The following is a 12,902-nucleotide window of genomic DNA, read 5'->3' on the forward strand; positions in this document are numbered from 1 at the left end:
GAAAGAGAGTGTTCATAATGGGACGTAAATGGAATAACATTAAAGAGAAAAAGGCTTCTAAGGATGCTAATACCAGTCGTATTTATGCCAAATTTGGACGTGAAATATACGTAGCTGCAAAACAGGGTGAACCAAGCCCCGAATCTAACCAAGCATTAAAAATGGTACTTGAACGTGCAAAAACATACAGTGTACCAAAAGCAATTATTGATCGTGCGATTGAGAAAGCTAAAGGCGGAGCAGAAGAAAACTATGATGAGCTTCGTTATGAAGGTTTTGGGCCAAATGGTTCCATGGTGATTGTGGATGCATTAACGAATAATGTTAATCGTACAGCTTCAGAAGTCCGTGCAGCGTTTGGTAAGAATGGCGGGAATATGGGTGTCAGCGGATCTGTTGCCTATATGTTTGATGCTACAGCAGTTTTTGGTATTGAAGGGAAAACATCTGTTGAAGTGCTTGAATTGCTAATGGAAGCAGATATAGATGTTCGTGATATCCTGGAAGAAGATGAGGCGGTTATCATCTATGCAGAACCGCATCAATTCCATGCTGTTCAAGAAGCATTGAAAAATGTGGGAATTACAGAATTCACTGTGGCAGAGCTTACCATGCTTGCTCAAAATGATGTAACATTGGATCCAGATGCACAGGCGCAATTTGAAAAAATGATTGATGCAATTGAAGATTTAGAGGATGTTCAGCAAGTTTATCATAATGTTGATCTTGGTGAATAATTTTATTTAATGTCTCTCCGGGGTATTCCTTTGGAGAGACTTTTTGTTTAAAGAAGGGGGATACAAGGTAATAAAATGTTAAAACATTTATTACTGGAGGTTTATCATATGCCCTACAAATCTGTTAGTGAACTCCCAGATTCCGTAAAGGACTCGTTACCGCATCATGCTCAGGAAATATTTAAAGAAGCCTTTAATTCGGCAAGAGAAGAATATGATGAAGAAGAAACAGCTTTTAAAGTAGCCTGGAGTGCGGTGAAAAATAAATACAAGAAAAACGATGATGGCGAATGGGTAGAAAAAGAATAGGCTAATTTAAGAGGAATACTCCTTTCGATTATGGAGTATTCCTTGTTTTTTCATAAAGAATTTTTAAATCATAAAATTTAGGGTGATTTAATAAATGAAGATTATCTGATAAGAGAATTTCTTTTAGGGCATCTTCCTTTGAAATGGGGTAGCCAATGCTTTCTTGTTCAATCCATTGCCTTTGTTCAATAATCAGATAGCTGCCATCTTCCAAGCATGATATTCCTTTATGATAGGATAAGCCATCATTTAGTTGCTCCCAGTAATCTCGTTCAGTTTCTCCTTGAATGGATGCAAATAGTATATGTAATGGGTCATTTCCAAATACTTTAGCCATCTGACAATCTCCTTACATAACCGATTTAAGAATATGATGTCCGAATGATATTCAGCTATACGGCTAATTCCTAATTGTATAAATTTAGATAAATCCTCAAATAATGAGACCATAATTCTTGAGAAAAAATAAAAAATCGGCAAGCCAGATGTGCTCACCGATTAAATATATTATAGGCTTCTTGCGCCTAAGTATTTTGGTTTCCAATAGGATGATGTCATATCAGCCTGTACAACACCGCTGGAGCCAGCGTGGATGAATTTATTGTTTCCAACATAGATTCCCATATGAGAAGCACCGGAAGTATATGTTTCAAAGAATACAAAGTCACCTACAGAAGGTGTGTTTACTTTCTTCATAGTAGAGAAGTAAGTTGCTGTGTTAGTACGTGTAAAGCTTGGGCGTTCTTGTTTAACGATATAGTAAATGAACCCGCTGCAATCGAATCCTGATGGTGTTGTTCCACCCCATTTATAAGGAGTGCCAATTAAACTTTTTGCCGTAGCAACCATGCGCTCAGCTTCTGATTTTGTAACCGTACTGCCTGAAGTGGTACCAGTTGAAGTAGTTGATTTGCTTACAACCAATACTTGTCCAACATAAATGGTGTCGCTTTTTAAATTATTCCAAGATTTTAAGTTTGCAACAGTTGTATTATAGGTATTTGCAATTTTCCATAAAGAATCACCGGATTTTACTGTATATTTCTTTGTAGAAGTGCTTGCAGTCGTATTTTCACCAATATTAAGTGTTTGACCTATGTAAATAGTATCAGACGTTAGGTTGTTTTCCTTTTTGATTGCAGACACAGTAGTATTATATTTAACTGCTAATTTCCATAAAGAATCACCTTTAGAAACTGTGACGGTAGCAGCAGAAGCAGCACCAGCAAAAATAGAAGACGCCAGGACAGCGGTAGCAGTAATAGATAAAACTTTATTCTTCATGTTGACCCCCACTAAACTTAGTAAAATTTTAAAGTACTAGCCTAGTGTAGTAGATTCGACAAAAAATTACTAGGTATGTTTCCTAAATGTAACAAAACAGAAAGTTTATTGTAATAAAAGTGAGTTTTCTGTGTTTTGGATAAGTTTACTTAATTGTAAAATTTTTATATTCAGTAGCAACCTGTGTGTTAACCTCTACATGGTTTATTCGACTATATTTTGGGCCTATTCTAATTTTGCCAAGAAAATGATCCAATGCTTCTTCTGTTCCTTGTGCAACAATTTCTACATCACCATTTACTAAATTACGCACCCACCCGTGTATATCATAATCTTTTGCTGTAAGCAGAGTAAAATAGCGAAATCCTACACCTTGAACAATCCCAGAGACAATTATGTGATATTGCTTCATTATTTATCCTCCTATTCTGATATATAGATAGAATCCCAATATCTTTAATCCCAAGCATCTCAAATATTTAGAATTTACATGAGTGTACAAGACTAGGTGCTTCAGCACTACTTGTTTTAAGAATTCATATTTCTATATTTTAATGGTACTTATTTTTTATTTAACTATCAACAATAGGATGACGTACTAACCAAAGCTCTAATGGAATTCCTTATATGGTAGAATATAGTAAATAAAATTTATAGGGAGTAGGAGAGTGTCGTGTTGAAATACATATATTTAGTTCGACATTGTGAGGCTACCGGACAGGGTTCTGAATGTAATTTAACAGAAAAAGGGAAAATACAGGCGAGGGAACTAGCTGATTTTTTTAACTCTATTTCAATAGAGCGTATAGTCTGCAGTCCATATAAAAGGGCAATTGAGTCTTCTGAAGCAATTGCTGAAGAAAAGAATATACAGCTCGAATATGATGATCGTTTAAAGGAACGGATCTTATCTGGACATGATTTACCTGATTGGAAAAATAGATTATACCAATCGTTTTTGGAACGCGATGTTAAATTAGCCGGAGGAGAATCCAGCAATGAGGCTGCTAAAAGAGGTTTTACTGTAATAAAGGAGGCATTGGATAGCGAGAATCTCAATATATTAATCGTAACACATGGTAACTTACTGACTTTAATCCTAAATCATCTGGATGAATCCTTTGGTTACGAAACTTGGTTGGGTCTGACTAATCCCGATGTGTATTGTTTAAAGATAGATGAGGATCAAAGCAATATCACAAGGGTGTGGAAGTAAGTCACTGATGACATCTCCGTTTTTGATTAGCAAGGTGAATAGGAGAGAATAAAATTTAGATTTCATGTCTTAGCATACATATTAATGGTTACTTTCCATGACTCGTTTAAATTTGTCGGAGGTTTATAAAATGAAAAAAAGAATCATTTTAACAGGTGGGGGATCAACTGGGCATGTTGCTGTCAATTTGGCGCTCATTCCCTATTTGATTGAAAGGGATTGGGAGATTTACTATATAGGATCTAAAGAGGGAATTGAAGTCTCTTTGATAAAGGAGTTTGATCGTGTCACTTATTTTCCAATATCCACAGGTAAACTTCGCAGATATATGGATATAAAAAATGTAAAAGACCCTTTTAATATTTTGAAAGGCTTTATGCAATCAAGAAAGATTATTAAGCGATTACAGCCGTCCATAATCTTATCAAAAGGTGGCTTTGTTTCCGTTCCTGTCATTCTTGCTGCGGCGAGTAGAAAAGTACCGATCATTTCGCATGAGTCAGACATTACACCAGGGTTGGCCAATAAGCTATCATTGCCTTTTGTTCAAAAAATTTGTTATACCTTTCCGGAGGCTAAAAATCATATTCCTGCAGAAAAGTCTTTTTTCTTAGGGCCCATCGTAAGAGATGAACTGCGTCAGGGTGACCCATCGATTGGAATGAAAATATGCCAATTTAATACAAGGAAACCTGGATTATTGATCATGGGAGGCAGTCAGGGTTCTGAAGCAGTGAATAAGGCTGTGCGTAAGGACTTGGATCGATTGCTCAAAACCTTTAATGTCATTCATTTATGCGGAAAAGGAAAGGTAGATTCCACCCTACATCGTGATGGATATGCTCAGTTTGAATATATTAACCAAGGCTTGGCAGATATATTGGCTATGACAGCTGTGGCTGTTTCAAGGGCCGGTTCAAATTCTATTTTTGAATTTTTAAGTTTAAAAATTCCAATGGTCTTAATCCCGTTATCAAGGAAAGCCAGCAGAGGCGATCAAATCATGAATGCTGAATCATTTAAAAAGCAGGGTTTTGCCTATGTTATTGAAGAGGATGAGCTTTCGTTAAACACGTTAGCTGATAAGGTAGAAACTATATTTAAAAACAAACAGATGATTATCGATAAAATGAACAATTTTGAGGAAGAAGATGGACTGGAACGCTTGTATGAATTGATTGATACCTATAAAATTTAATGTTGAAATGATAAGTATTATTCTATATACGAAAAAAGCATTAAAACAGAACACTAAACAGGATTTGTAGCCAAAAAGTAGGAGTGTCGGAGCAATGAATCTTAAATGTTATACCCAATATGATGGACTTGGGTTAGCGAAGCTTGTAAAGGAAAAACAAGTATCCGCAATAGAATTAATAGAGGACGCATTTGAACAAATAAATGAACTAAATCCTAAAACAAATGCAGTTGTTCGAACTAGATTCGAAAAGGCAATGATGGAAACTGGAAAGTCTGAATCTATATACGGACCTTTTGCAGGAGTACCTATCTTATTAAAAGACTTATCACAATCTATTAAAGGCGAACCGATTACAGCGGGTTCAAAATTACATGTAAATCGGATTGCTAAACGGGATTCTAATTTTGTGAAAAAAATTCGTGAGGCAGGATTTGTCATTATTGGACAGACGAGTTCTCCGGAGTTTGGTCTGAAAAATATTACTGAGCCAGCTGTATATGGAGCGACACGTAATCCATGGAACCTGCAGCATTCATCGGGTGGATCAAGCGGCGGAGCATCAGCCAGTATAACTTCAGGTATGGTCCCAATTAGCGGTGCCAGTGATGGCGGCGGCTCTATTCGTATACCGGCATCATTCACTGGATTAGTAGGCTTGAAGCCAACAAGGGGAAGGACACCCGTTGGTCCAGGTGTGGGCCGCCAATGGCATGGAGCTGCGGTAGATTTTGCCTTAACCAAAACGGTTCGTGATAGTGCAGCTATGCTGGATGCCTTGCAAATCATTCAGCCGGATACTGCCTTTCAGGTACCTTTATATAATGGGAGCTATTTGAAGGAGCTTTCGAATCCATTGAAGGAAAGGTTTAAAATTGCTTTTTCCACAAAGTCTCCGGTGGGAACACCCGTTAGTGAAGAAGCTGTAGAAGCGGTACATAAGACAGTCAAATGGCTGGAACAGGCAGGGTTCACCGTTGAAGAATGTGATAATGGGGTAGATGGAATCCGCCTTATGGAAAATTACTATATTATGAATAGCGGAGAAATGGCAGCAGATATACTGTCCATTGAGGAAGCCATTGGACGGCCGATTACCGTTAATGATATAGAGATAGTCACATGGGTACTCAGAACTGCCGGGCAGAATGTATCAGCTGTTCAATTTACACGCAGTTTAGCTGAATGGGATACGGCAGCTGCACAAATGGCCAGGTTCAATGAGGATTATGATTTGTATTTGACGCCGGCAACAGCTTTCTCAGCTCCAAAGGTGGGCGAATTGACGCATACGGATGAACAGAGCTTGCAGTTATTGAAAGTAAATGAACTAAAACCCTCTGAACAGTTAGCAATGGTCTATGAAATGTTTAAACCAAGTTTAACGTATACGCCTTTTACACAGTTGGCGAACATCATCGGACAGCCTGCGATTAGCTTGCCTGTTCATATGACAGATTCTGGCTTACCCCTTGGAGTGCAATTGATGGCTCCAAAGGGAAGGGAAGATTGGCTTCTTAAAATAGGAGCGTTGTTAGAGCAATCCGATATATGGGTTGGACAGAAAGGGAATCCATATATTGGATGGTGATAAAAGTGATAGATCGACTAGAAGATGCGTGTAATTCAGTTGGTCAATTAAAACAGTCATTTCACTTGTTTATATTTATGAGAATTCCTATATATCGAAAATATCTTCCGTTTACATTTTCAACATGATATATTAATAATACGAAAATTTAAAACAATCATAAGTGCTCACTATTGTGAGGTAAAAGGGAATCCAGTGTAAATCTGGAACAGCCCCCGCTACTGTAAGAGCTGATGAAATCACGTGACCACCTTTAAATGAGGGAAGGTGTGAGAGTAAAGTGAAGCTCAGAGTCAGGAAACCTGCTTATGAATGTGTATTGCTTACTTTTCGGTGGGAAAAGGGATGGCGAACGTAGAGATGATTGTGTCTTTGCGCTGATTTTGACAGCGTTTTTTTGTCTGTGCATGAATCAAGCCTGTTTTCCTTAACCGGGAAGACAGGCTTTTTTATGTTTAATATTTCAGCGTGAATTCGCTAAATATAATAAATTTTGGAAAAGGGAGAATAGTGAGATGAAAAAGATTGCAAGCTTATCACTTTTGGTGTTCTTATCCGTTTTTGCATTGTTTGCATGCGGAAATGATGAGACAGTAAACAACCAGAAAAATGAAACAAACCAGGAAACTAGCGAGTATCCGAAAACACTGACAGATGGTCGTGGAGAAAAGGTAACAATAAAAGAAAAACCTTCAAGGATTGTTTCAACAACGTTGGCCATTGATGAATATTTATTGCCATTGGCAGAAGAGGAACGGATTGCAGCGGTTACGAAAATGTCGACAGACTCAGGGATTTCGAATGTAGCAGATCTAACAGATGGAATTGATACAAAAATTGAATCAGTTACATCTGAATTGGTGCTGTCACTTCAGCCTGATTTAGTGCTGATTCCTTCCTATGTAGATCCTGAGGTTCTTAAACAAATTGATGCTGCAGACATCACCACCTACCAACTTAAAGATGATTCCTCTATATCAGGTGTATTGGAGGGTCTAATGGAGGTTGGTACCATTGTTGGCGAAGAAGATAAAGCAGAAGAAATCATAGCTGATGTCAAAAAGAGGATGTCAGATTTACAAACGAAAGCAAAAGCACAAACAGATAAAAAACGAGTGGTTTACTGGACACAGCAAAATTCTTCAGTTACTGAGAATACTACAATAGGAGAAATCATCACCTTAGCAGGCGGGATAAATGCCATTACAGAAGCGGGCATTACCGGTGAAGAGTATCCTGATTATCCGAATCTTTCAAAGGAAAAATTAGTTGAGTTAAATCCAGATGTGATTATTACAAGTGATTGGCAGTATGATGGCTCAAAAGCAACATTCGTCGAGGAATGGAAAAAGGATCCGGCTCTTAAAAATGTGAAGGCCTTTAAGAATAATGAAGTGCATGTAATAGACAGTGCAAATTTAACAACGGCATCCCATTTTGTGATTGAGGGAGCAGAAGATATTTATAAAGTTGTTTATGGAGAATAATATGGCTTTTAAACAGTCTAAACAGGTACTTATTTTCATAATCCTGATTTGTTCCTTGCTCGCATCGTTGCTTTTAGCAACGATGTATGGCGGGGTCATCGTTCCATTTACGGAAACTGTGAAAGTATTACTCTCATTGCTTCCGTTTATAGAGTTTGACTATAACCCGATGTATGAAACAATCCTCGTTCAGATTCGCCTGGGGCGGGTTGTTGTAGCTGGATTAGTTGGGGCAGGTCTGGCTATATCGGGAGTTGTGATGCAAAGTGTTTTTCGCAACCCGATGGCTGATCCGGGAATTATTGGTGTATCTTCAGGCGGAGCGTTCGGAGGAGTGCTGGCCATCTATTTTGGTTTGTCAGCTGTCCATTCTCTTTTCGTCCCGTTAATGGGGTTTATCCTGGCTGCCTTGACACTGTTTACAATCTATTTGATTGCGACGAACAATGGAAAAACTTCAGTGTTGACGTTGCTACTGACGGGTATTGCGATTAGTTCATTTTTGTCAGCCAGTACTTCCCTGCTGATCTCTTTTTCGAATGCAGGAGTAATGCAGCAGATTGTCCAATGGATGATGGGAAACTTAAACGGGCGTGATTGGAGTCATGTGCAACTATTGATTGTCCCTGTTTTATTTTCGATTTGTCTCTTTTTGTACTATGCAAACGACTTGGATATCTTTCTGCTGGGTGAAGAACAGGCACAAAATATGGGGATTTCTGTTCAGCGAACCCGTAATCTGTTGTTAATTACTGCTTCATTAGTGACTGGAATGAGTGTTTCATTAACAGGAGCCATCGGATTTGTTGGTTTGATTGTCCCTCATATGATCCGTATGATCATTGGGCCCTCCCATTGGAATTTGCTGTTGGCCAGTGCCCTTGGGGGAGCGAGCTTCTTAATTATAGCTGATTTAATCTCCCGTTTGGCCATCAGGCCTGCTGAGATTCAAATCGGTATTATCACTGCTTTTTTCGGCGCTCCGTTTTTCCTTTATTTAATTTTAAAGAATAAAAAGAAGGGGGAACTATGAGATGGCAGCTGTTTTGAATGTGGAGAAACTCAGCTTTAGTCGTGGGAAGCAGGTGATTTTAAAAGCAATGGATATCTCTTTGGAAACTAACCAGTTCACTTGCTTGATTGGTCCGAATGGTACCGGAAAATCTACTTTGCTTCGTTTAATGGCTGGATTGTTAAAGCCAACTGCAGGTTCAATAGAATTCAAGAATCAAACTCTCTCTGAGATGACTACTCTTGAAGTGGCCAAAGCCATCACCTATATGCCACAAAGCACGGTCCTTGACTATGAATTTACAGTGAGTCAGGTAGTACTTATGGGAAGGCATCCGCATCGGAAGAAATGGCAATTCTCACAAAAAGATGATACTCAACTGGCAGAGAAAGCGATGAAACAAACAGGAATTCATCATTTGAGAGACCGTTATATCACATCCCTATCAGGAGGAGAACGTCAGCTTGTTTTCTTAGCTAAAGCCATCACTCAGAATTCTGAGGTTATTTTGTTGGATGAGCCAACTTCAGATCTGGATATTTATCATCAGGTCCAAATTGCCGAGGTCATCCGGGAGCTTGTAAAAGAGGGAAAGGCTGTCTTCGCGGCCATCCATGATATTAATTTAGCCACTCGCTATTGTGATCGACTCATACTTATGGGAAATGGAGAACTCGTTGCAGCAGGGGAACCCGAACAAGTCATTACGGATCTTAACTTGATGCGTATTTTTAAAACTCATACGTATACATACAATGATTCCTATTTTGGAAAAAGGCAGATGATTCCTTATGCCATAGATATAAAAGGGGAGGCATGAAGAATTCATGTGCGATGGCCTTCTATGTGAAGGCGTCGCGGAGTTACCATTATTTCATACTAAAACCTAAGTTTTAAATAAGGGGGAATGAACCTTGAAAAAAGACTGGCGTTACTCCAGTTATCCATTCATGAGAGAAAAAAGCTGTTTAGTTGATTATGAGATTCGCACTGATAGTTTAACCACAAGGCTTGGAGCTGTTTTCCCGTTATTGACTGAGAAAGAGCAAGCAGTCATTGATGACCTTCGTAAGGTTCAAGCGCTATGCTATCATGTGAACGGTTCTGTGCGCGGAAAATTGGCGATAACTGAAGCAGATTTACAGTGGTTGAGTGATAGATATGATTTTTATGTTGAGAAAACAGGGGAAAAGGTAAAACAATTCGTATTACCGCAAGGAAGCAACGCTGCATGCGCACTTCATGTCGTACGCAGTGAGGCCAAGAAATCCTATCGTGCCCTGCATAAAGTTAGTGAAGAGCGAGAAGTGCTAGACATCTTATTTGATTTCCTAGGATTGCTCGCAAATGTTTGTTTTGTGATGGCTGTTTATGTAAATCAGGTGAACGGCATACAGGAAATTCCTTTTGTCAGTAAATCATATGCTGTGAAAAAGAAATGAATGTTTAAGCCTACATCTAAAATAATAGAGTTAGATAGATCTTGTTATCCATTTTTAATGAAGAGAGAATGTATGATTTGATAAAAAGAAAAGCACGATTCTTTCATAACCAAAGAAAGAATCGTGCTTTTTTATGGATGAAAAGAGGACACATTAGTAGGGAATGTAATTCTAGCCATGTTACGATTAAGTTATATTAAAAAGAAACAAGCAGAAGTAAAATTTGAGTTTAATTAAACCGGAAACTAAATACTTTAGGAGTGCCACCGTGCTGGATAAATTTAAACAGAAATTTAACGAAATAAGTAAAAATGGAGTGACCGTTCCTATTAAGCCAGTAATGTTAGAACAACTAATAAAAAGACAGTCTGGCCAAAAAGATATAAAAGTAGAAATAACAACAGGCCATTTGAACATTCGAGGTAAAACAGATAAAAATGTTTCATATATGATAAGCCTGAAACCAATTCATATGGAAAAAAGAGTGATTATTTTTGAAATTGAGAGTATGAAGCCGATTGATATAAAGATAGATGAAATTAAAATTTTTAACAGTCCGCCATTTTCAAATTACACAAATCAGACGATTAAAATGGATTTTAATTCCTGGGGTATCGTCAAAAAGATACCTGTTGGAAAAATTAAATCGTATGAGATGAATGATGGGACAATCAAGTTAACATTATCATTATAAAGAAGAGCGAGGATTTCCGTAAAAGTGCGGAAATCCTTTTTTTGGACCAAAAAGATTAGATGTAGCACCTATTTTAGATAGAAATCCTCTAAATCATTCATAGATACTTCGCACTGCTTAAAAGGTAGAACAAGTTTTGTATATTTGTCTGTTTGTATGATACTTTATGACTGAAATTATTAGTAAGTATTCATAAATAAAAATGTGTAAACTAGATTATATTTAAAAATAGAATTATAGGCTGTGGAAAGTGGAGAGTGAAAAAGGAAAATATGCCAGAAACCAACTATAACTGTGGGTTAAAAGTTTAATATAAACCGGGAAAATTAGTTGATAAAAGCGTTATGGAATTATTTCGAAGTACAAATTTACTTATTTATATTAAATTTTCAAAATATTTTGCTATTTATATTTTATTTGTGTTAATATATCTAAATACTAATATCTCCAATAAAGGAAGGATGCAGAAAAAAGAAAACATAACACCTTTATTTTTCAGAATATTTAATTAACTACTAAGGGGCGATGGGGATGAAGAGAAAAGAATATATTATTGATCGAATGTATAAGGCATCTACGGGAATCGCAAATGCCGTTTTAGTAACATTAGGAATCGGTCTATTATTCGAATCAATTGGGGGTTACTTTGATTGGCAAATATTCCTTACTATTGGAGGAGCGGCAAAGGTCTTGCTTGCGCCTGCTCTTGGTGCAGGGATTGCCTATCAGCTTGGAGGTAACTCATTAGTACAATTTAGTGCAATGGCATGTGCCTCTGTTGGTGGAGCCGCTATTCAAAAAACAGCAGAAGGTGCTTTTACGATTGTCACTGGACAACCTATATCAGCTGTATTGGCTGCACTCATCGCTACATATATAGGCAAGAGGATGGTTGGTAAAACAAAATTGGACATTATGGCAATTCCGATTACAGCTATTTTTATTGGTGGGATTTCCGGAGTTGGATTAGCAGCGGTGACAACACCATTACTAACAAGGATAAGTGCACAAATTACAGCTTCTGTAGAAGGCTCACCTTTAATTGGATCGATTGTCTTATCCTTAATATTTAGTCTTTTATTAATGACCCCAGCTTCATCAGCTGCGCTTGCGATTGCTCTGCAGTTGGACCCAGTATCAAGTGCAGCAGCCTTGATTGGCTGTACGGTACAATTTGTAGCCTTTACAGCAATGAGCTATAAAGATAATGATTTAGGTGGCTTTCTTGCACAATCAATCGTGACACCAAAGGTACAGTTTCCAAATTTGATAAAAAACCCAATCTACATTATACCTGCGTTTACGGCTGCCGCAATTGCTGCGCCAATAGCTACGATGGTCTTTGATTTTAAAGTACCGTATGAACTAGGCGGGATGGGGCTAAGCTCGTTGATTGCACCGATAAACATCTTAGCTAATCAAGGGATGGGCATATTCCTCAACTATGTAGGAATAGGGATGGTGCTTCCTGTTATGATTGCTCTTGCGATTCACCGCCTCCTAAAAATGGCTGGAAAGGTTAAAGCAGGTGATCTTCATCTTGAAGTTCAATAGTTGTCTGCTTTGTCTCTTTTGAAATATTGACTCAGATAGGGGTTTAGGTAAATCATACGAAGAAGAGAATCTATTTTGATAGAATGTGTTAAAAATGAACCTAAACAATGATGAATAGAGAAAGTTAGTTCTATTTTCATTTTATTGAACATATAAAAATTTTACGTGGTGGGTAGATGGTTTCTGTATGATGCAGAGACCATCTTTCTTCGTGTACAGAATGATAGCTTAGTTGCTTGTTGATTTAAAATATAAAGTACTTCAGTTTACTTAAGTACAAAGAATGTTTCAGGTGGGCCATGAGTTTAAGAATATGGCTAGAATATTTCACGATTATTCTTTGGGGGATAATATGTCTTCGTAATCAATAATCAGATT

General features: G+C 37.7%; 14 protein-coding genes and 1 riboswitch. Of the genes, 11 read left to right on the forward strand and 3 right to left on the reverse strand.

Annotated features, from left to right (window positions below):
- Nucleotides 1–17: 17 nt before the first annotated feature.
- Both AC4BHA_RS06650 and AC4BHA_RS06655 read left to right on the forward strand, forming a co-directional pair.
- Entirely contained in the window at nucleotides 18–737 is a 720-nt protein-coding gene (locus AC4BHA_RS06650; RefSeq protein ID WP_490558329.1) for a YebC/PmpR family DNA-binding transcriptional regulator, read from the forward strand.
- 108 nt (nucleotides 738–845) lie between these two features.
- Nucleotides 846–1,046, forward strand: a complete 201-nt coding sequence (locus AC4BHA_RS06655; RefSeq protein ID WP_066102205.1) for a ChaB family protein — start codon at nucleotides 846–848, stop codon at nucleotides 1,044–1,046.
- A 28-nt stretch (nucleotides 1,047–1,074) separates the two neighbouring features.
- Here the strand turns inward: AC4BHA_RS06655 and AC4BHA_RS06660 are convergent, their stop codons facing one another.
- The 3 genes from AC4BHA_RS06660 to AC4BHA_RS06670 all read right to left on the reverse strand — a co-directional run bounded on the left by AC4BHA_RS06660 (nucleotide 1,075) and on the right by AC4BHA_RS06670 (nucleotide 2,742).
- Nucleotides 1,075–1,383, reverse strand: a complete 309-nt coding sequence (locus AC4BHA_RS06660) for a hypothetical protein (protein WP_066099832.1) — start codon at nucleotides 1,381–1,383, stop codon at nucleotides 1,075–1,077.
- A gap of 170 nt (nucleotides 1,384–1,553) precedes the next feature.
- A complete protein-coding gene (locus AC4BHA_RS06665; RefSeq protein WP_066099829.1) occupies nucleotides 1,554–2,330 on the reverse strand; it encodes a C40 family peptidase in 777 nt (258 codons plus the stop codon).
- A 145-nt stretch (nucleotides 2,331–2,475) separates the two neighbouring features.
- A complete protein-coding gene (locus AC4BHA_RS06670; protein ID WP_066099827.1) occupies nucleotides 2,476–2,742 on the reverse strand; it encodes an acylphosphatase in 267 nt (88 codons plus the stop codon).
- A 264-nt stretch (nucleotides 2,743–3,006) separates the two neighbouring features.
- Here AC4BHA_RS06670 and AC4BHA_RS06675 point away from each other — a divergent pair, with 264 nt between their 5' ends.
- The 9 genes from AC4BHA_RS06675 (at nucleotide 3,007) to AC4BHA_RS06715 (ending at nucleotide 12,524) form a co-directional block, all read left to right on the forward strand.
- Complete coding sequence (locus AC4BHA_RS06675; RefSeq protein ID WP_148629615.1) at nucleotides 3,007–3,546, forward strand: histidine phosphatase family protein; 540 nt, start codon at nucleotides 3,007–3,009, stop codon at nucleotides 3,544–3,546.
- 130 nt (nucleotides 3,547–3,676) lie between these two features.
- Entirely contained in the window at nucleotides 3,677–4,744 is a 1,068-nt protein-coding gene (gene murG, locus AC4BHA_RS06680; protein ID WP_490558330.1) for an undecaprenyldiphospho-muramoylpentapeptide beta-N-acetylglucosaminyltransferase, read from the forward strand.
- 94 nt (nucleotides 4,745–4,838) lie between these two features.
- Nucleotides 4,839–6,335, forward strand: coding sequence for an amidase (locus AC4BHA_RS06685; protein WP_066099812.1), 1,497 nt, complete (start codon nucleotides 4,839–4,841; stop codon nucleotides 6,333–6,335).
- Between the two features lie 144 nt (nucleotides 6,336–6,479).
- Nucleotides 6,480–6,659, forward strand: a riboswitch (cobalamin riboswitch).
- A gap of 191 nt (nucleotides 6,660–6,850) precedes the next feature.
- Entirely contained in the window at nucleotides 6,851–7,822 is a 972-nt protein-coding gene (locus AC4BHA_RS06690) for an ABC transporter substrate-binding protein (RefSeq protein ID WP_490558331.1), read from the forward strand.
- 1 nt (nucleotide 7,823) lies between these two features.
- Nucleotides 7,824–8,855 carry a FecCD family ABC transporter permease gene (locus AC4BHA_RS06695; protein WP_490558332.1) on the forward strand — a complete coding sequence of 344 codons (1,032 nt, stop codon included), beginning with the start codon at nucleotides 7,824–7,826 and terminating at the stop codon, nucleotides 8,853–8,855.
- A 1-nt stretch (nucleotide 8,856) separates the two neighbouring features.
- Nucleotides 8,857–9,654 (forward strand): ABC transporter ATP-binding protein, encoded by a 798-nt coding sequence (locus tag AC4BHA_RS06700; protein WP_490558333.1) that lies wholly within the window; start codon nucleotides 8,857–8,859, stop codon nucleotides 9,652–9,654.
- 94 nt (nucleotides 9,655–9,748) lie between these two features.
- Nucleotides 9,749–10,276 carry a hypothetical protein gene (locus AC4BHA_RS06705; RefSeq protein WP_066099799.1) on the forward strand — a complete coding sequence of 176 codons (528 nt, stop codon included), beginning with the start codon at nucleotides 9,749–9,751 and terminating at the stop codon, nucleotides 10,274–10,276.
- A gap of 268 nt (nucleotides 10,277–10,544) precedes the next feature.
- Nucleotides 10,545–10,970 carry a hypothetical protein gene (locus AC4BHA_RS06710; RefSeq protein ID WP_490558334.1) on the forward strand — a complete coding sequence of 142 codons (426 nt, stop codon included), beginning with the start codon at nucleotides 10,545–10,547 and terminating at the stop codon, nucleotides 10,968–10,970.
- A 525-nt stretch (nucleotides 10,971–11,495) separates the two neighbouring features.
- On the forward strand, nucleotides 11,496–12,524 hold the full coding sequence (locus tag AC4BHA_RS06715) for a PTS sugar transporter subunit IIC (protein ID WP_066099792.1): 1,029 nt from the start codon (nucleotides 11,496–11,498) through the stop codon (nucleotides 12,522–12,524).
- The last annotated feature ends 378 nt before the right edge of the window (nucleotides 12,525–12,902 follow it).

This window comes from Pradoshia sp. Z3_51, assembly GCF_058215915.1.

What these genes read in the sequence shown, in the direction of transcription:
- AC4BHA_RS06715 (WP_066099792.1), top strand. Translation starts at nt 11,496, where the DNA reads ATGGGGATGAAGAGAAAAGAATATATTATTGATCGAATGTATAAGGCA.
- AC4BHA_RS06655 (WP_066102205.1), top strand. Translation starts at nt 846, where the DNA reads ATGCCCTACAAATCTGTTAGTGAACTCCCAGATTCCGTAAAGGACTCG.
- AC4BHA_RS06685 (WP_066099812.1), top strand. Translation starts at nt 4,839, where the DNA reads ATGAATCTTAAATGTTATACCCAATATGATGGACTTGGGTTAGCGAAG.
- AC4BHA_RS06650 (WP_490558329.1), top strand. Translation starts at nt 18, where the DNA reads ATGGGACGTAAATGGAATAACATTAAAGAGAAAAAGGCTTCTAAGGAT.
- AC4BHA_RS06670 (WP_066099827.1), bottom strand. Translation starts at nt 2,742, where the DNA reads ATGAAGCAATATCACATAATTGTCTCTGGGATTGTTCAAGGTGTAGGA.
- AC4BHA_RS06700 (WP_490558333.1), top strand. Translation starts at nt 8,857, where the DNA reads ATGGCAGCTGTTTTGAATGTGGAGAAACTCAGCTTTAGTCGTGGGAAG.
- AC4BHA_RS06690 (WP_490558331.1), top strand. Translation starts at nt 6,851, where the DNA reads ATGAAAAAGATTGCAAGCTTATCACTTTTGGTGTTCTTATCCGTTTTT.
- murG (WP_490558330.1), top strand. Translation starts at nt 3,677, where the DNA reads ATGAAAAAAAGAATCATTTTAACAGGTGGGGGATCAACTGGGCATGTT.
- AC4BHA_RS06665 (WP_066099829.1), bottom strand. Translation starts at nt 2,330, where the DNA reads ATGAAGAATAAAGTTTTATCTATTACTGCTACCGCTGTCCTGGCGTCT.
- AC4BHA_RS06695 (WP_490558332.1), top strand. Translation starts at nt 7,824, where the DNA reads ATGGCTTTTAAACAGTCTAAACAGGTACTTATTTTCATAATCCTGATT.
- AC4BHA_RS06660 (WP_066099832.1), bottom strand. Translation starts at nt 1,383, where the DNA reads ATGGCTAAAGTATTTGGAAATGACCCATTACATATACTATTTGCATCC.